This is a genomic window from Nocardia sp. bgisy134 (assembly GCF_965341865.1).
Lineage (GTDB): Bacteria > Actinomycetota > Actinomycetes > Mycobacteriales > Mycobacteriaceae > Nocardia.
Genome location: NZ_CBDQZP010000021.1, coordinates 103,223 through 122,146 on the forward strand (window position 1 = coordinate 103,223; position 18,924 = coordinate 122,146).

Genomic DNA, 18,924 nt, shown 5'->3' on the forward strand with positions numbered 1-18,924 from the left:
GGTACGTACTCCATGACACTCGCTACCGCATATGCCGTCGCCGCCCCCGATGGCCGCTTCGAGAAGACCACCGTCGAACGCCGGAAACTCGGGCCCGACGACGTGCTGATCGACGTCAAGTTCGCCGGAATCTGCCACTCCGACATCCACACCGCACGCAATGAGTGGCAGGGAACCAGCTATCCCTGCGTGCCGGGACACGAGATCGCGGGCATCGTGGCCGCGGTCGGGTCACACGTCACCGGATTCGCTGTCGGCGATCGAGTCGGTGTCGGCTGCCTGGTCGACTCCTGCGGCGAATGCGAGAACTGCCTGGTCGGGTCGCAGCAGTACTGCTTGCGAGGCGCGACGTGGACCTACAACCACAAGGTTCCCGAGTCGGTGCAGGACGGCGGCATCACCATGGGCGGGTACTCGACGCAGATCGTGGTGACCCAGGGCTTTGTGGTCTCGATCCCGGACGGTATCGCGCTGGAGCACGCCGCGCCGCTGCTGTGTGCGGGAATCACCCTGTTCTCCCCACTGCGGCACTGGAACGCCGGGCCCGGTAAGCGGGTCGCCATCATCGGCATGGGCGGGCTCGGCCACATCGGTGTGCAGATCGCGGCGGCACTCGGCGCTGAGGTCACGGTGCTGAGCCAGTCGCTGAGCAAGCGGGACGACGGGCTGCGGTTCGGTGCCCACCACTACTTCGCGACCGCGGACGAGACCGTCTTCCGCACCCTGCGCGGCCACTTCGACCTGATCATCAACACCGTGTCGGCCGAGCTGCCGATGGTGAAGTACATCAGCCTGCTGAAGCTGGACGGCACCCTGGTCGTGGTGGGTATGCCGCCCGGGCCGATGCAGATCCCTGCCTCCTCCCTGATCGCGGCGCGACGCTCGGTTGCCGGCTCACTCATCGGCGGCCTGCCGCAGACCCAGGAGATGCTGAACTTCTGCGCCGACCACGGCATCGGCGCCGAGATCGAGGTCATTGCGGCCGACCGCATCGACGAGGCGTACGACCGCGTCCTACGCAGCGACGTCCGCTACCGGTTCGTCATCGACACCGCCACCTTTTAGTTGTGGCGCGTGTCGGCCTCGGCGGCAGCCGCAGGGGGCGAATTCCCTCGGCAGCCGCGACATCGGCCATCTGCACCCGAGCCCGGCTACGCCGATCGGCGATTCCGCAGGGCGCGGTACTCCCGAAGGGTGCGGCGGCTGTCGGTGGCGGCCAGCGCCCACGCGACGAGCAGCGGTTGAAAGACCAGTCGCACAGCACGTTTGGTGTCGGTGTCGAGACCGAAGGCGTCGGCGTGGTTGACCAGCTGCGCGATGTTGCCGGGGAAGATCGCGACGAAGAACGCCGCGACCGCGCCGCCGACAAGGGCGCGGCGAGGCTGTTTCCAAGTGGCGAGCAGCGCGCTGCCGAGGCCGATCTCGACGACCCCGGACGCGACGACGACAACATCGGGGTCCAGCTGCAACCAGTGCGGCACCTGCGCCCGGAATTCCTGGCGCTGGAACGTCAGATGACCGGTGCCGGCAGTGACCAGCAGCGCGCCCAGCGAGGCCTGGCCCAGCGCGCGAAAACCGTTCGAGCCGTTAAAGTTCCGTGACATTGACAAACTCCTCTAGGACAGGCCCGCGGACGCCGATATCGTCGTGGGGCTATAGATTTTCGTGTGTATTCCCGGGGATACGCCCTGTCCGCAGCCGGGTAGTTTCGGCGAGACGTCGTGCGAGGTCGTTGATCTGGTCCCGGAGGTCGGATCCTGTGGCGACAGTCCGACATCAACGGCGACGGTTTCGATCATGCATCTGACCTGATCCTCGAGTGCCCTGCTCGCCGCGGTGGGACGCAGCACGACCTCACGTTTGTCGGCGCCGCCCGGGTCGCGGTCTACCAGGTCGGCCGTAACCAGGCGTTCGACCAGTGCTGACACCGTGCCGTAGTTGAGGCTCAGGCGTGCGCACAGCTGTTTCATACTCGATCCCGGCTGCTCCCACGGCGCCAGAAGGACCAGGCACCGCGGGTAGGTCACCCCCATTCGGTCCAGGAACGGCCGGTAGGCCGCCGCAACCAGGCGTGATGTCGCGTACATGGCGAAGCACAGCCCATTGTCCAGCGCCAGCGATATCTCGAAGGCGGACTCTTGGGCCGCCACGGAGGTATGCGCTGTCGACCTGTTCATGGCTCCCATCCGGCGAGTATTCGCATCACCGCGTCCGACGCCGATCGGTCGGCGACGGTGATGCGGACTCCAGCACCATCGTAGGATTTCACCGCGATGCCCCGGGGCAGTGCCGCGGTCAGACGCACTATCCGGTCGGTGTCGCACGGCAGCTGCCAGCGCGCGATCCGGTCGACCAGGTCGGGTGCGGCGACGCCGTACCCGATACGCAGCGCGGCGAGTCCGTACGTCTTGACGAACGTCCGGAGCACCACGACGTTGGGGTGGCGCGGCTCAGCACGTCGTGAATGTCGAGCCGGTGGCGCCGATACCGCCCGAGCGGCCTGTATTTGCTGGACGAGCCGGAAGCAGCACTGTCGCCACGCGGATGCAGGGCGGGGTGAGGACGAACAGCTTGGCGCCGCCGGTCACGGCCCAAGGAACAGCCGTTCGCAGGGTAGGCGCGGCAGCAGACAACAGTCCCCGATGGCCTCATGGATCAATTCGACTGTGCACCAATGCTTTCGCATGCAATCGTGGATCAAATGCGCTACCGCCACGGCGGTGGCCGTATAGTCGAAGGCCACTCCACCCAGCCAGATCCGCAGGTGCATATCGCCTGCAGACGGGAACCATCCCTCGGCGATCATGGCCTACCCTCCTGATACGGCGCAACGCAGATAAACTTTCAGCTCTCGACGTTCCTTCGGAGTCACGCGCGGACGAACACCTCTGGCTCGCCACCGCGGCGGGATCGCCACCGGCGGCATCAGCGGTAAGTCACGATCACCCGTCACCCCGGACTGCCAGATCAACCTTTCCGGACGAGGCAGCAGAACCTTTGCGGGACAAGTTCGGGCATTCGGGGCGTCAGGAGAGCGACTACTGCCTATGCGAATACATTCTCAATGACTGGGTGTCACTGTCCTGACGTTCCGGGCATCGTTGCCGGGAAACGCGGCTCCATTGCCGGTCCGAACGCCTCGATGACAAAGTTAGTGGCTGACCGATTCCGGAGACTGTCCAAGTTTTGGACAGTATCTTCACAATGCCCTGGGCGAAGGCTGGCGCTCGAAACCGGACCCCGCACGGACAAACGCGACCAGATGAGGCGGCGGACGCTACCGAGACCCGGATCGTGGCACCGGTGGCTGTCCGTCGGTGATACGTAGAGCCTTGAGCCTGGCGTACAGCGTGGTGCGGCTGATACCCAGCTCATGTGCCGTCTTCTGTTTGTTGCCGTTGTAGCGGCGCAACGATTCGATGATGACGTCACGTTCGGCTCGTTCGCGACCGGACAGGCTCCGCGCGCGCGACGCCACACGGTAGCGGTCGGGCAAGTCGCGGACCGTGACATCGCCTTGGTGGCGGTGTTGCAGGATGTGCGCCAGCACGGCCTTGAGTTCGTGCAGGTTACCGGGCCAGGGTTGGGCGGCCAGCAGTTCGATCACGCTCGGGAGGAGCCGGACGTCGGCGGCCGGATCGAGTTCGCGCAGCAAGTCTTTGGTAATCGCGGGCAGTTCCGCGATGCGATCACGCAGCGGCGGTATCTCCACGCGTTCCGCGCACAGTGCCGCCAGCGCGGCGTGTGCGCCGTGCGCGTCCCGCAGCGGAAGTGAGCTGAGGATGATCTTGGGACGGGGCTTGGACTTGATAGCGCCGATCAGCTGATCGACCACCCGCTCCGGCAGGGCATCGACACCGTCGAGGCACACGGCGCCGGCCGGGCGGGCAAGACGCTCTTGCAGTCGGCGGACCCACGTCTGCTCGCCGCACGTCGCGATATCCGCACACTGGTGGAACTCCACCTCCTCCGGGCGCGCCAGCCGACGGGCCGCGGTGCTGCGACCGGTGCCATGGTCACCCACGACCAGAACCGGTCCGGCGGTGGTCGGCGCGTGGTCGGCCAGCCGGGTAACAACTGGCCGCGCCGCCACGGTGACGTCGAAGTCGGCGATCGGTTCGAAGTGGAAAAGCATGCCGGTTTCTGCCCCCGTCACCTGTGCGATGTGAAGGCGGACCGCCGCGCCGGAAGCCAGGCGAACGTCCGTGCTGTGCGGGCGTGCGGGCGCCTGTTCTGCCAGCATGTGCAGCAGGGCGTAATCCGACGGGCCGAGCAGATCGACGGCGCTGTTGTTGGTCAATACGATGTCGTCCCCGACGGCCGCGACGGCCCGGCGTTGCCGTGAGATCGTCTGGAATGCGGCCAGCAGCGCGCGTTCCGATGCCTTGGCCTGGTCGAGGAGTCGATGTTCGATGTCGTTCACCGCGCGCTGCAGAAACGGAGCGAGTAGCGGGTCGGCATGAGAATTGGTGCTGGTGATGTCGAGGACGCCCGCCAGCCGCCGGGTGACCGGATGGAGGATCGGGTGGCCGTAGCAGGTGAGCCCTTTGAAGCGCTCGATGTAGTGCTCGGAGCCATTGATGATGATGCCTCGCCGCGTTTCGAGCGCAGTGCCGAGCGCATTGGTGCCGATACTGTCCTCGGCCAGGTTGGCGCCGTCCCGGATTCCGAGCGTTTCCAGCGCGGTTTCGACCCGTGGATTATCGAACCAGTGATAGACGAGTCGGCAATCGCGATCCACGAGCAGCAGACTGTATGCGGTACCGGTGAGCGTGGCCGCGATCTGATCGAGGACCGGGGCCGCGGCGTCGAGAAGCCTGCTGCGCGGGTCGAATTCCGTGACCGACAGATCGGCGAATCCAGTGAATTCCGGCTGCACGCCGGATAGTTGCGAGCGCCGCCACGATAGCTCGATTTCGCGACGCAGCGCCGACATGGGTGCGCGGTTGCACTCCAATGACGTCATCTGGTTCCTACTCCTTGCCCAGCACGCGGTGCCGGAGTCGGTGCCGAATGCCGTTCGATCTGTCGGCTTCGGGTCCGCGTCCCAGACTCAGCCTACTCGTCCGTGTGTTGTGGATCACTTCTCGCTATTCATGGGCATAGTGTGCGCGATGTTCGCTGCGTCGCGGTGTTTAGAAATTGGACACCCCTGGTCGGAAGTTGGTCACCACGGAGGTTCTGTGAGACGCGCTGTCCATCGGGAGCGCAGATGCGGCGCTATCCGATGTGCGGTCGGGTTCTGACGGACAAGCAGTGAGAGTTGCTCGAGCTGCCGTTACCCGGCTTCGTGACCAGCCGGGTGAGAGCGTGGTGTCGATCGGCGGGGCGGGCCTGGCCGCGGACGCCATCGCCGAGGACCTGATCGACGAGTACCGCCAGTTCGTCAAACCGGTCATCCTCGGCAGCGGCACCCCGTACTTCCCGCCGCTCGCCGAACCCCTCGACCTGCGGCTGATCGAGTCCCAGGCCCTGAGCTCCCGGGTCGTCTACCTTCGCTACCAGCGCATCCGCTGAGTTCGGCGCTCGGTGGAATGAGTCCATTGAGCCGAACCAGATCCTCCCGGCCCACATTGCTTCGGCCACAAGATGTTTCAATGCACGATAGTGGCTCCCCTTCAGTCGAGACGCGGGCCGGATTCGATCTCGATTTTCGCGAGCATGTCGTGGATCGATGAATCTGGTCCGAACTCAATGAATCTGGTACAGCGACTCAGGTGTCTGGCATGTGGCTCAACTTTTCCGGCCCGTGTCGCATGATCGCCGGGATTCGATCGACGTGCAGGGGTGGCGTGTGGATGCCGGGCTGCGGCTGTGCAGGATCCCTCGAGGAAGCCCGCGTAGTCAGGTGGTGTACATCACGACACCGAGCTTGGACTCCGCGGTCTTGGCATAGAAGGCAGTGAGTCCCTCGAGTTCGGCGACGATGACTCCCGGACCTTCATCGGGTGTGATCAGCTCCAGTTCGTAGATTTCGTGCTCGTCGATCAACTCCTCGAAATCGGCTTGCCTGACAGCGGTTTCGACGGCCAACACGTCAACCGTGGCGAGACGTGCAGCGAGCTCGGTCGCCTGATCCGGCGACACCACCGAGAAAGCCCCGTTCTCCAGGGTCGAGCAGGCGATGCTGTCGGCGCCCCCGACCACGGGCCACAGTTCGTGGTCCTCAGGGCTGGGCCAAGCCTCCCCGGTGAGGAAGTAATTGAGCGCGGCCCCGTAGTGGGTGCGGTAGTGGTCTGGCTTGTCGAGCCTGTTGATGCTGGTCGGATCCTGCCGGAGCGCGTGGATCTCCTCGCCACTCACCGCTTGCAGCCAGGTTGCCTGTGCCACAAGGCCCTCCTGTTTCACTCTCTTGTTCGACACGTGCGCAAAGGTCGTCAGGGCCACGCAACCGTGCCCGGACGGGGCGCCTTTGTGTTCAATCCTGGCCACCGAGACGCGCAGTCTATTCTGTGGCCGGGATGATGCCTTGTTTTCTCGCCGCGGACTACTCTTCTCGAATCTCGACCCCCCATACCGTGTCCAGCACGACGGCGGCGGCGACGAGTGCCCCAGCTGCGATCGTCTGTACCGAGATCCGCGAGCTGTCCACCGCCGCAACCACGCTCGCGGCCACCACCGCTTCGTTGAGCCCAAGCACCCCAGCTGTCGGCGCGCTCAGATGCGCAATTCCATACCAGTAGGCGGCGAACCCGGGGCCGAGCAGCGCGGCGCCGAGTGACACCTCGATGGCCATGTGTTGCCAACTCCCGGTTGCCGTCGTCACCAGCAGCGGGGTGGTGAGCAGCCCGGCCACGGCAAGCTGCAGCCCAGCCGAGACGATGGGATCACCACGGCGGGACTCCCTCGCGACCAGAATGATCAACGCGGTCACCGCGGCCGCGCTGCCCAACGCTAGAACACACCCGAGCAGCGCTGCGGTAGTGGAGGTTTCGATGCCAGGACGCATGGACACCACGGCGACAGCGGCGACGAGCAGCCCGGCCTCGATCACGATCGGTGTGCTCAGCTTCCGCGCTCCGCTCATCACCGCCCCAGCCAACAGCAGGATCGGAGACGCCAGGTGTAGCGCGACGACCACCCCGACAGGGCCGATCGCCAGTGCCGCGACGTACATCGAGATGTTCGCCGCCTCGAGAAATCCCAGCCTCAGATAGGTCCCGGGATTGGCCCGAAGCTCCCGCCAGGGACGTCGGCCACCGGCGACCGCCACGACCAACAGCGGGACCGCCGCACCCAACGCCACCAGCGGCGCGGCGCGCTGCGAACCCAGCAATGCCAACCCCGCCGAACAGCATCCCCACAGACTCGTCGCCGCCATCAGCCCTGCCAGGCCCGCACCGGACCATCGCTTCATCTCGCGCTGCTCAGCCGTCACCAGATCTACGGTATGAAATCGGTTGCCCAACAACAGGTACAGCAGGGAGCTCCTGGTCATACCGTTCCGTCTCGCCCGCGCTGTCCGTTGCCCGGGTTGTCGCCTGCCAGCCTGACCTTGTTGCCAGTCGTGGGACCACCGTCGGCAAGCGATCCGACGAGCGAACGTGTTCCAAGATCTATCCGCCAACCCCATCGCGGTGATATCAGCCAAGTGCTCGGTAATGCCGATGTGATATTTGCTGGCCAAATTCGCGTCCCGCAGCAGATGGCGAGAGGGCGGGCTCTCGGTCGAGGAGGCGCGGATAGGGCGATTCCGACCGCGGTGTCGGTTGGCACGCGGGGACGGACGATTGCCCAGCGCCTGACCGCGACGGTCTTCACCAGCCGGTTCCGCGTACCCGCCCGCCTTCGGTGTGACCGCAGGCCAGCTCCGGCGGCATCCTGGTGCTGCTGCGCTGCTAGTGCGCGCCAATGTCGACACGCCGCGGCTGCAAGGTTCCCGGGAGCGCTCAGCCCTCGCCGTTGAGGGTCAGCACGACCAGTGGAATCGGCCGGTCGACCTTGGACTGGAAATCTGCCAGCAGCGGGTTGTTGGCCAGCACCCAAGCCGCGAACTCGTCGTAGTCCTCGCCTTCGAGCACCTTGCCGATCGCCTGGTAGGTCTTGTCTCGGAGCTCGATGGTGACCTGCGGACTTGCCTTGATGTTGTACCACCAAGCCGGGTACTTGTCCTCGATGAACGAGCTCACATACATGGTGTCGCCCCGGTACAGAGGTCCGAGCGGAGTCGTGTGCCGCCTGCCGCTCTTGGCTCCGGTGGTGGTGAGCAGGATGAGGTCTCCGCCCGCGTAAGCGCCGCCCACCTTGCCCGAGTTCTCCCGGAACTCCTTGATCACATCATCGTTCCAGTTGGCGATGCCGCCTTCCTGGTCCCACGCCTGGTTCCACGGCGCGTTCGGGTCGTTGTAATCAGTGATTTCGATCTGATCCGGCTGTCCCGCAGTCGATTCGATTTCGCTCATGATTCGAGTATGTCGGGGACATAGGACAGTTCCGGTCCTAATTCAATGAGAAATCTCGACGCATTTCGCAAGCCGACGCCCTGCCATGCCGTAGTCCGGTCGTTCGAACAGGCCCAGTCGACCAGGAAACAGTGCGAGAACCGGTTCCGCTTCTGCGGCCCCCATGGTGGTCTGACAGTGGTCCCACGACTGGCAACGCGGTGGTTCCTCGACGGTGGCAAACGACACCCGGGTGCAGCGGCAGACCGTGTACGCCGCCCCGCGAGGATCTGCGCCCACACCGCCAGATCGCGTGCTCGTCAAGGTCGTGCGAAGCGGGGCCACGGCCAACTTCCGCGAATCGCGCACGCGCTACACGGCTGCACCCTGTCGCTTGGTTCAACCAGGAGAACTTCGGAAAGGGGTAGAGATAGAACTGCACCAACTGGTACCGCCAAGCATGCAGGAAACACACCTCCCAGCACGGGTGCGGCCATTTGTCCCTTGGGTGGGTGGATTTCGTCGCGGCTGCGGAGGATCGGCATGATTTCGCCGTCATCGAACGGTCGTCACGCAATGTCTCCTTCGCCGGCGCGGCCGAGTAGCTGAACGGTCGGCGATGCCCGGCCAGCCACCGCATGTACTGCGCCAAGGCCCGGCTGTGACAAAGAGCGTTAGTTGGCCAGGGTCCGTGCCGGTTTCGCAGGTAGCCATGGTGAGACGGGCGATAGTTGGCCACGATGTCGGGCGTTAGTTGGCCAGTGACGGGGATGGAGCAGGCCGTTACGGAGTTACGGTTCAACCGGCAATCGGCTTCGGGCGTTATCCGGCTGGAGAGTCGATCTTGTGGGCGAGTGTTGTTGCAAGACTGTCGAGTTCGGCCTTGAGCGTGCTGTAGTAGGGTCCGCAACGGTGGCTGTGCATGTGGTGCCAGGAGCTTGTGAGCTGCCGTTTCCATGCTTGCTGGATCTCCGGTGGCTGCGTGACTCGGATGGGTTGCGGCGCGAAGAGGTGTTCCCCATTGGTCAGCTGGACCCAGACGTAGATGGAGGCCAACTGCCGTTTGCGGTCTATGAGTTCAGGTTCTGGCCGTGAACGGTGATCGGGTGGAAGCCGGAGGATCAGATCGTTCCAGGTGCCCGTGTCGATGAACCAGGTTTCCAGCGCTCGGCGTCGGCTCTGATAGTTGACCAAGAGTGTGGCGGGTTCGTCGAGTTCGGCTGCGAGAGCGGTCAGCGCCGATTCGAAGCCGAGCGGATCGGGCTGTTGTTTCACGCTGACGTGAACGCGATGCGCCCCGGAGTAGATTCTGCCGTTGTGCAGCAGCTCTGTGTTGTGCCCCGTTCCGAGTCCGAGATATTCGGCGGCCTCGCCGAGGGAACCGCCAGCAACCATCTGCACCAGCTTGAGTGCGGCGGTGCGGCGCGTGAACATCGGATTGACGTCGGCAGGTGCTTCGAAATGCCGTTCGTACCAGCTCTTGGGCAAGAACGCCGGGATATGTTCGGGCCCCCAGTGTTGTGGGCGGACGCTGGCGGCGCGTCGGCCCCGTGACCCGCCCGCTTTGGCGAAGCCACGGAGCAGCGGTTCGCAGGCGGCTTGCATTCCTGTCGACAGCGGGGTCTGTGATCGTAAAAGTCTCTGTGCCCTGGCGGTCTTGCCCGCTCGGCTTGTGGTGGCCGGGAGTAGCGGGCGCAGGTATTCGCGGACCGTTTCCGCGTTGCCGCTGAGCAGGATTCGATCGGCGATATAGGTCAGAGCGGCTCTGGCGGCGGCGTCGGCAGGCGGCGGCCCGAAGATGGTGCGGGGCCTGACCGAGGGGGTCTTGGCTGACCGGTCGGCAGCTCTGCGCAGCAGAGTCGTGACATGTTCGTCGATTGACGTTGCGGTTTCCTCTGACGGGCTCATGTGTCGCAACGCAGGCCAAGTCTGGGTGGCCAGCATCGTCACTGCTTGCAGATCAGCGAAGTAGCTGATCGGCTCGGTCAAGTGCCCGACGCTGAGCGTGCTGGCAGGACCTTCGAATTCGAGCAGTCCAAGAATCTTGTCCTGGAGGGCGACCAGTTCGGGACCGGCCGAGCGGCGAAGTCGAGGACGGTCGAGTCTTGTGCCGCAGCAGGTGTCGTGGGCTCGGCCGTTGCGGAGGTTGAGCACCTGTCTGCATTGCGCGGGGTGGAGCATGACACCCATCGCGGGCAGCAGACCGTGACGGCCGGGCCGACGGTCGTGGACGAGTTGATCGCATTCGGGGCATCGATGTTCGAGCAGGCGCTGGTGCTTGGTGCAGGCGAAAACGACCGGCAGACGCCAGGCTCTGCGCCAGGCTCCTCCGAAAGCTTGCTGAATAGGAGTTCCGTCGCCAGCGAGGCATTCCGGGCAGTATCGCGTCGCCGGGGTCAGGAACCAGGGAGTGTTCAAAGCCTGCACGCCACTCGCGGCAATGTCTGTTGTCGTAGAGGGGAGCGGATATCGCCCGCGCAAACCGTTCAAACCGAGCTGGGTGACCGCCTCGATCGGGAGCCTGGTCGTATGCGCGAAGGTCTGCCGGGATGGCTCGGGGATTTCGGTCAGCAGGCCGACCGTCGAAAAGACTCCGCTGCGCCGCTCCGTTGCCAGTCCCGTCACCTCCATCAGACGGGCCGGCGACTGATTGATCCGGTAGGACAGCCGGAGAACGAATCCCGGCAGCGACTCATCCGGTAGCGGTAACAGGCTTCTTCCCAACGGTTCGGCGGTGGGCATGTATCGCTCAGCCTGCGCTTCCAGTTGCGGGGACGCCCTTGTCGTCGAACACAGTGTTGCGCGGCTTGGACTTTTTTCGCGTCGGTGCCACGGGCGCGGTTGGGATGTCGGGGATTTCGCCTGCATCGGGGTCGAGATCGGGCAGATCGTCGGGACTCAGCGCTAGGAGGTCGAGGAGGTCGGTGGTGATGTGTTCTTGGCCGGTCTCGATGGCATATCGGCATCCGGCTTGGACGAGTTTCTTGACCAGGCCGATGATTCCGCCGGTGCGACGGAACAGGTATTCGGGCATAGCGCCGTCGCTGAGCATGCCGTCATAGCCGTGCAGCAGCCGCAGCTGCTGCTCGATGCCGACCAGATGGGCAGCCCAGGCGGCGATGCCCGAGGGAGTGTCGTAGGAGAACCGATCGAGGTCGAGCAGGTCGAACCGCAGGTCGGTCTGTCCGGGTGCGTCGTCGTTGCGGCTCTTGCCGCGGTCACGGACCGGCGGGAACAGCCATTGCCCGGTGCGGGGATCTTTGCGGCCGTCGCGCAGCAACCCGGACCGGGGGATGCCGACACCGACCAGGATGAGGGTGACCGGCAGGCTCATCAGCTCGCGGATCAGATCCAGCACGTCCTGGTCGGCTTCGCGATGCAGCTTCAGCCGCGTGATGTCATCGAGGACAAGGGCTTTGGTGCCGTGGTCGTAGATGGCGTTCTTGACCGTGCGGATGAGATCTTCTTGTCGCATGCCCTTGTAGGGCTCGCCGAAGAAGTCCAGAATTCGCTGGCAGGTGGAGATCGGGGTGGCCTTGACCGGTGTCCGGACGTAAGCAACAGGCGCGTGCTGATCCAGTGTCCCGGCCATTGCGGTGGGGTTCTGGGCGTAGAGGGCGAGCCATTCGTCTTCGAACGAGGCGATGATCTCGCAGATCGTTTCGGTTTTGCCCTGGCAGCCACCACCGTTCAACATCACCCCTGGCCGGGTGTCGGGGCTGTGGTTGAAGGCGTTGTCCTCGATCAGCGCCCGGATCTTCCAGGACACGAACGCGCTCATCGGGGTTTCCTGAATAAGCAGGTTGGAGTGCGTCGCGATGCGGTGCAGATCGTGTAAACGCCGTTGCCGCGGGGTCATCCGCTGGTGATCCTCGGCGGTGATGATCGGGGCGGGAACGAAGTCTCGACGAGTCAGCCGCCATCGGTTCCAGCCAGCCCAGACGGTGCGATCAGGGACCGGACCAGGCAGAAACAGTGCCGGACCGGTCAATTCACATCCTCCAATCCGGTTTCCACGGCGTGGTCTTGTTCGTTCTCGTCGGGTAGGACCAGCAAGCTGGTGCGGCGTAGACGTTCTCCCAATCTGCCTGGTGGCCTCGGCCGCGTCGGCACTGCTTGCTCACGGCGATGCCGTCGTTCGGTGGTGACCGAGTCCTCGGTGCTGCGGGCCTGTTCGGGCCATCGCAACGCCACCACCTTCCCCTGGTTGTCGTCGGCGGGGGCTGGGTCTCGGTCGTTGCGTGCGGCGTCGCCCTGGGCTGCTTGGCGGGCGGTACTGGTGCGCTGGGTTTTGCTCATCCGGGTCGACCAGGCATCGACGGGGATATCGGCGCCGAGCAACTCCAGCAGCACCGGCAGCAGTTCGGCGTCGCTGTGCGGGGACAAACCCCGGCGACGGACTTGACGTAGCAGCTCATCGGCAGTGATCGAGGAAAACGCTGGGACTTCTCCTTCTGGAGGTAATCCGTTCCAGCGCAATGTGTGCCATTCGCTGGTGTTCTCGTCCTGGAAGAACACCATGCGACGATCCCGACGGTCCGACCGGATCAGCCACTTGCCTTTGTGTTTTCCGCCCCGTGTCGAGGGCTGGCTGCCGTCAGGTAGTGCCGGACCCCAGTACCACAGACCGGAGATTTTCACCCCGCGCCGACCGTGGATATCGACGTAGTGAGGTTTGAGCAGCCGGTAATACAACTGTGGATCCGGAATCTGAAGGGAGACACCGCCTTGCGCCATCGCAGCCGCGAACAACGTATTCGGCGAATGCTGTTCACCCGGCGCCCAGGCCGGCGCATACTCCCCCAAGGCCCGGTTCTGCCAGACCTGGACAATCCAGGTGGCAATGAGATGCTCCATCTGCGAAATGGTCAGTATCGCATCGGATTCAGGATCGACACCACGGTCTGCGACGTCGACGCCTGTGTAGCCGGGCAGCACTTCGAACAGCAGGCTGCGTATTCCGCCGAAGGTCCTTTCGACCGCCTGCTTGTCGGTCGGACGCATTATCCGAGCAGGGAGAATGTTGCAGCCCAGGTCGCGTTCAGCCTGAACGAGCCGGTGGTTCTTGTAGACGGATCCGTGGTCGGTGGTCACCGTTTCCGGGGTGAAGAACGGCAACCCGGCGACCCGGTGGCCGGCGAATTCGGCGACCACTGCGGCGGGAACGCCCGGGTAGGGCCATTCCATGTCCTCGCCCCATCCGTCGCGCATCGGCAGCGGCATCATCACATCGCGCAGCACCATCGCGATGTCGACCGATGTGTCCGACACCAGCGTCAACCGGAACGCCACCAGAGAATGCGTATAGACATCCAAGGCCAGACTCAGATGAACCGACACCGACTCACCGAACACCGTTTCGCGGACCTTCACCGGCAACACCGTGGTGTCCAGCGCGACCACCTGCCCCGGCCGATGGACAACGACGTAGGTGATGCCGGTGTCGACCGCGGCCGCCGAGCGGACATAACGCTGACGCGCGCCGCCGGGCCCGAACCATTCCGACCAGACCGCCCGCAGCGTGTCGTAGCTGGGAATCCTGACTTCCGCTCCGTGCTTTTCGAGTACGTACTGGTGAATGAGTCTGTCCTTGGCGCGCATGCTCATTCGTGATCGGTGCAGACTCTCGGCCCGGACCGCGAAGATCGCTTCGCGCACTGGTTCGTTGATGCTCGGATGCCCGCCACCGGCCCGCAGCCAACGCCCGTCGACGCACCCGGCGAAACCTTCGGTGCGCCAGGCGGCAGCCAGCCGCCGCAGGGTGCGTTCGCTGAGATTGGCCAACCCCAGCACCGCCAACTCCTCTGCACCCAACGCTGCCAGTTCGGCGACCTTGGTTCGTCTGCGCTGCGTGAGCGTGGTCTGCTCCGGGTCGTAGGCCGGACGCGGTTCACCCGGAGCGCGACGGCGTGAATCCCCGGAGCGAAAGCCAGTTTCGGCTTCCAACGCGTGCGCCAACCGGATGTGCAAGCGGTCTTGCTGCTCTGAAGTCAGGTCGGTTCGCACCGCGAGTTGTCCAGATCGTGGATCCTTCACCACCACACTGGAAACCACACGGCAGTCCGGGTGAAACATCAGCCACCGGAACGTGCGCGACTCGACAGCCCCGCTCGCAGGCCGCACCAGAAACCGGCCGTGTTCGGCCTGAATCTCCTGAACAGTCCAGTCCAAGCCGTCGAAACGCAGCACCACCCCAACCGTCAGTTCCAACAATCCACGCCGGTCGCTCACCGTGCCGACTCCCACCCGGCGAACACCAAGGTCTCGTCGGACAGTGGGCTACCCAGCTCGATGCCGAGGCGGCGGTGCCACAACAAGTGCAGAGCGTGCGCACGCGCCACCGCCGGGAGCGAGGCCGCATTCACCAGATCCGCGAACCGCCGAGGACCCGTGACCACCGCACTGAGCAGCTGACCTTCCAGGCCGAGGCGGTCGGTCAGCTCACGGCGCTGCGCCGAGAAGGCATCCATCACGCTCACCACATGCGGGGCCCACCCGGCGACCACGCTGTAGGACCAGTCATTGACCAGCGCTGCTTCTTTCGCGGCCACGAACTTCGTCATGTCATCGTCGCCGATCAACCCGGCCGGGCGGACATCGAACAACCACCCAGAACCGTCCTGTGACACCGCCAGATAGTCCGGGACATGTTCGCCGCGGCGGCCCGCCGCGGTCTCGAACGACAGCCGAAATGGTTGCGGCAGAACCTCGATCACCTCACCGGCGAAATCCAACGCGAGCAGCAGCCGCTGTTCCTCGAGTGACTCGAAACCATGGTGACGTCCCGTGGACACCAGGAACTGCAACCCCGGCCGGTGCTTCTGCCGCGCACCCCAACCGAACCGCCGCACCGGCTGCAACCCCTCGATGGGCATCGCAGCCAGATCTCGTACCGCACAGGAAATCTCATCTCCCCGAAACTGCCACGACGCGATCCACCGAGACGTCCACCCCGACCCGCAACTCAGCCGATGCCGCACCGAATCGGGCAAATCGGCGACTACGATCAGATCGCCCACGCGGCACTGGTCTGAACGCACGGCCACACCGTAACCTGGTGTTCGCCAATACGTTTCAAAATCACAAAGATCACATTGGAACGACCGACACCTGCCGTTTGCCCCCGTGTGGGACCACCACGTTGCCTCTCGTGGGACCACCGAGCAGGCGATCCACTGGGGGAACACGTTCCAGAACGGTTGTGCGGAACGATCATGGCGATGGTGGCTGAGCGTCCGATAATGCCGAATACAGGATAGTTTGAACCCGCCAGTATCGAGAATCGAACGATTTCGCGGCGACACCAGGTGGATGTCGAGCGGACCGAGATGCGCTCTACGACTTCACCGGCCGTACCAGCAAGCGCACCGGGCCCAGCGGTGGTGTGGTCGGGAGGTGACTATCCCGACCTGTACTACCGGCGGTGGGCGATAGGCCCGATGAGCAGGGGCTGGTCCAGCATGTCTGCGGTGAACGACACTCCGGTGACCTTCGCCGCCAGGGCGAAGGCCCTCGGCACGCCGGTGCTGAGGCTGATGTCCCAGGCGTCCGAATTGCTCTCGGGTTCATCCTCATCGGCGTCATAAATGTAGTCATCGTCGGTCATGTCCAGCTCCATGCCCAGCTCGCGCATGTAGTCGTTGAGCCGGTCGGGCTCGCTACCCCAACGGATATGCGGGTACCACAGTCGGTGGCCGGTCACGATCGTCCCGCCGATCGCGTACTCGAGGCTGTGCACGGCGTAGTCATGTCGGGTGATCGCCAGGACCTCACAGTCTCGCGATAGCTCCGCCAGCGTCTTGTGGTCAGTCACCCACCACCCGCACGGTTCGATGGCCACGCTCCAGGCACCGGCCCGAAACACGCCCACGTAACCGCCGCCTTCCCCGCCGCCGGTCTTGCCGCTGTCGTTGAGCTCTTCGAAGTCCGACTCCTGGCCGGCGGCGCCACCGTTGCTGAAGCGGCGCACCACCTCCGACGGGTCCAGGTTTCGGAAGAAGCCGACGCTGAAGATCACGCCCAGCGGGCCCGCTTGGCTCTCGGATGCGTTGAGCCACTGAAATGGGGCCAGGGGATCGGTTGTCGCCATATGGGTCATGGTGGCAGACCCCACCGACAACCATTCGATCGTCTGGATGCTTGATCACTGTCCTCAGCGCGGACTTCCCGTGGCTCCGTTGACGTCCGAGCGGCTCGCCGGCCTGATCCGCGAGGGTCAGCAGAACACCGGACTTGCTGCCACTGGCGACCATTCTTGCCGCGCAGGCGAGGTGGCCCTCGGCACCGAGCACATCGGATCGCCATCCGGGACCGCCCGAAAGCACTGAAATGCCGCATACTGGTCGTTCGGGAACGCTGCATTCGCCAATCGGCAGTGCGATAATCCGTTCCACTTCTGGACGGCTGTTGGTGGTCCAACGACTGGCAACGTGGTGGTCCAACGACGGTGGCAAACGACACACCGATAAGTGGCCAACTATCGTTCTGAGTGGCCAACTATCGCTCTTTGTCACACCGGCCGGGCCCGCCGAGGTCTAGATGACCTTGGCGGCGATCAGCAGGTTCCAGATCTCGCCCTGGTCGACGACCTCGACGCCGAGTTTCTCCGCCTTGGTCAGCTTGCTCTCACCGACTCCCGCACCGGTGATCAGCAGATCGGTGCTCGCCGATACCGAGGAGGCCGACGTCGCGCCCGCCTTCTCGCACAGGCGTTGGAACGTCGGGCGGGCGACCTTCTCGCCGGAGCGTGGGTCGCTGATCGCGCCGGTGATCACCACCGTCTTGCCTTCCAGCGGCGCGCCTGCCGCAACGACCGGGGGAAGATCCTCCTCGCGCACGTCCAGACAGACGCCCGCCTCTCGCAGCCGCTCGAGTTCCGGACGCAGGCGATCCAGGTGCGCGACCAGTGAGGCGGCGACCTTCGGTCCGATATCCTCCACCGCCACGAGCCGTTCCTCGCCCGCGTCGGCGACCTCCTCCAGGGAGCCGAATCCCGCCCGGGCCAGGCGAGCGGCAGTGCCGTCGGAGGCCATCGGGATCGCCAGGCCGATCAGGGCGCGGCGCAGGCCGACCTGGCGGCTGGCATCGATCGAGTCGATCATGCGCGCGGCCGAGACCTCGCCGACGCGGTCGAACTCGAGCAGGCGCTCCTTTGTCAGCGTGTAGAAGTCCGACGGGCGCTCCAGGATGCCCGCCTCGGCCAGGCGTTCGATCCACACCTGCCCGATGGCGTCGATGTCGGCCGCGGCCCGCGACGCCCAGTGGATGAGCCTGCGCACCGTCTGCGCGGGGCAGGAGACGTTGGTGCAGAACAGTTCTCGGCTGTTGCCCTGCTCGATGACCGGCTGCTCGCACGAGGGACAGGTGGTGGGCGGGACGATCTCGCGCTCCTCGCCCGTGCGTTTGGAGGCGTCGAGAACGCCCGCCACGAACGGGATCACGTCGCCCGCGCGGCGCACCAGTACCGTGTCACCGACCTTGATGTCGCGGGCGCGGATCACCTCTTGGTTGGCCAGCGTGGCTTTCGTGACCGTCGTGCCGCCCACGAACACCGGCTCCAGCCAGGCGACCGGGACGATCTTGCCCGTCTTGCCGACGTCCCAGACCACGTCGGCCAGCAACGTGGTCTTCTCCTCGGCGGCGAACTTGAACGCCAGCGCGCCGCGTGGGGAGTTCGACCGAGTACCGGCTGCCGCGTAGGCGTCGCGGTCGGCCAGCCGCAGCACCGCGCCGTCGAGGTCGTAGTCCAGCTCGTTGCGACCTTGCTCGATCGCGGCGATCGCCGCCTGCGCCTGCTCGGCGTCGGCGCAGAGCCGCATCTGCGCACCCGCGACCCCCAGCGCCCGCAGCCCCTCCGCCAAGTCGACCGCGGCGCCGCCGGCAGTGGTATCCAAGTCGAATCCGAAGAATCGCAGGCGCCGCTCGGAGACCGTGGCCGCGTCCTTCGCCCGCAACGTGCCCGCAGCGGCGTTACGCGGGTTGATCAGCGGCTTGTCCGGATGGGCGGTGTTGTAGGCGAGGAAGGTCGAACGCAGCATCACCGCCTCGCCACGCACCTCCACCCGCCCCGGGACATCGATCCGCTCGGGGACGCCATCGACCAACGCCCGGACCAGCACGGTCACGTCGTCACCGGTGGTGCCATCACCGCGGGTCACGGCACGCACCAGCCGCCCGTCCTCGAAGACCACGGCCAGGGACAAGCCGTCGAGCTTGGGCATCACCACAACCGGCTGGCCGGGGAAGCGGTCGAAGAACGCCGCGACCTGCTCGGGCTTGGTCGCCTTCTCGAGGGACAACATCGGACGCGAGTGCCGGATCGGGGCGTGCAGCACTGCGGGCGCGCCGACCTGCTCCAGCGGATTCGGGTCGGGCGTGAGGCCGGGGTGCGCCTCGATCAGGCCACGGAGCTCGTCCTCGATCGCGTCGTACTCGGCGTCCGCGACCAACGGCGAGCCCTGGTAGTAGGCGTCGCGCAGCGCCACAATGCGGTCCGCGAGCTCTTGAATACGTTCCCCAGTTTCCACAGCACCCGACGCTACCG

Annotated in this window: 15 protein-coding genes; 2 read left to right on the forward strand and 13 right to left on the reverse strand. The window is 65.1% G+C overall.

Translation table 11 applies throughout. The annotated features are described in order from the left end of the window. Positions 1-12: 12 nt before the first annotated feature. Positions 13-1,065: an NAD(P)-dependent alcohol dehydrogenase gene (locus ACRWNM_RS30275; protein ID WP_431971544.1), complete on the forward strand. Its 1,053-nt coding sequence runs from the start codon at positions 13-15 to the stop codon at positions 1,063-1,065. A gap of 86 nt (positions 1,066-1,151) precedes the next feature. Here ACRWNM_RS30275 and ACRWNM_RS30280 read toward each other — a convergent pair whose 3' ends face one another. From ACRWNM_RS30280 to ACRWNM_RS30295, 4 genes are all read right to left on the reverse strand, one after another. Then, a complete protein-coding gene (locus tag ACRWNM_RS30280) occupies positions 1,152-1,604 on the reverse strand; it encodes a DoxX family protein (RefSeq protein WP_431971545.1) in 453 nt (150 codons plus the stop codon). Between the two features lie 12 nt (positions 1,605-1,616). Further along, a complete protein-coding gene (locus ACRWNM_RS30285) occupies positions 1,617-2,186 on the reverse strand; it encodes a MarR family winged helix-turn-helix transcriptional regulator (RefSeq protein ID WP_431971546.1) in 570 nt (189 codons plus the stop codon). Continuing rightward, a complete protein-coding gene (locus ACRWNM_RS30290; protein WP_431971547.1) occupies positions 2,174-2,431 on the reverse strand; it encodes a hypothetical protein in 258 nt (85 codons plus the stop codon). Before ACRWNM_RS30290 ends, ACRWNM_RS30285 begins: the two co-directional genes overlap by 13 nt. Positions 2,432-3,277: 846 nt before the next feature. Beyond that, entirely contained in the window at positions 3,278-4,741 is a 1,464-nt protein-coding gene (locus ACRWNM_RS30295; protein ID WP_431971548.1) for a sigma-54-dependent Fis family transcriptional regulator, read from the reverse strand. Between the two features lie 515 nt (positions 4,742-5,256). Here ACRWNM_RS30295 and ACRWNM_RS30300 point away from each other — a divergent pair. Continuing rightward, complete coding sequence (locus ACRWNM_RS30300) at positions 5,257-5,517, forward strand: dihydrofolate reductase family protein (RefSeq protein WP_431971549.1); 261 nt, start codon at positions 5,257-5,259, stop codon at positions 5,515-5,517. A 327-nt stretch (positions 5,518-5,844) separates the two neighbouring features. On the opposite strand, the gene ACRWNM_RS30305 is transcribed toward ACRWNM_RS30300, so the two are convergent. The 9 genes from ACRWNM_RS30305 to ligA form a co-directional block, all read right to left on the reverse strand. Beyond that, entirely contained in the window at positions 5,845-6,432 is a 588-nt protein-coding gene (locus ACRWNM_RS30305) for a DUF1877 family protein (RefSeq protein ID WP_431971550.1), read from the reverse strand. A gap of 55 nt (positions 6,433-6,487) precedes the next feature. Further along, the gene (locus tag ACRWNM_RS30310; RefSeq protein WP_431971551.1) at positions 6,488-7,438 is read right to left on the reverse strand and encodes a hypothetical protein; all 951 of its coding nucleotides are present in this window, start codon (positions 7,436-7,438) and stop codon (positions 6,488-6,490) included. A 451-nt stretch (positions 7,439-7,889) separates the two neighbouring features. Next, positions 7,890-8,402 (reverse strand): nitroreductase/quinone reductase family protein, encoded by a 513-nt coding sequence (locus ACRWNM_RS30315; protein WP_431971552.1) that lies wholly within the window; start codon positions 8,400-8,402, stop codon positions 7,890-7,892. Between the two features lie 801 nt (positions 8,403-9,203). Continuing rightward, positions 9,204-11,123, reverse strand: a complete 1,920-nt coding sequence (locus ACRWNM_RS30320; protein ID WP_431971553.1) for a TniQ family protein — start codon at positions 11,121-11,123, stop codon at positions 9,204-9,206. A gap of 7 nt (positions 11,124-11,130) precedes the next feature. Then, positions 11,131-12,240, reverse strand: a complete 1,110-nt coding sequence (locus ACRWNM_RS30325) for an AAA family ATPase (RefSeq protein ID WP_431971554.1) — start codon at positions 12,238-12,240, stop codon at positions 11,131-11,133. 128 nt (positions 12,241-12,368) lie between these two features. Beyond that, positions 12,369-14,612 carry a hypothetical protein gene (locus ACRWNM_RS30330; RefSeq protein WP_431971555.1) on the reverse strand — a complete coding sequence of 748 codons (2,244 nt, stop codon included), beginning with the start codon at positions 14,610-14,612 and terminating at the stop codon, positions 12,369-12,371. Continuing rightward, a complete protein-coding gene (locus ACRWNM_RS30335; RefSeq protein ID WP_431971556.1) occupies positions 14,609-15,685 on the reverse strand; it encodes a TnsA-like heteromeric transposase endonuclease subunit in 1,077 nt (358 codons plus the stop codon). Before ACRWNM_RS30335 ends, ACRWNM_RS30330 begins: the two co-directional genes overlap by 4 nt. Positions 15,686-15,795: 110 nt before the next feature. After that, positions 15,796-16,470 carry a DUF6461 domain-containing protein gene (locus tag ACRWNM_RS30340; RefSeq protein ID WP_431971557.1) on the reverse strand — a complete coding sequence of 225 codons (675 nt, stop codon included), beginning with the start codon at positions 16,468-16,470 and terminating at the stop codon, positions 15,796-15,798. A 445-nt stretch (positions 16,471-16,915) separates the two neighbouring features. Further along, a complete protein-coding gene (gene ligA / locus ACRWNM_RS30345; protein ID WP_431971558.1) occupies positions 16,916-18,907 on the reverse strand; it encodes an NAD-dependent DNA ligase LigA in 1,992 nt (663 codons plus the stop codon). Positions 18,908-18,924 lie beyond the last annotated feature (17 nt).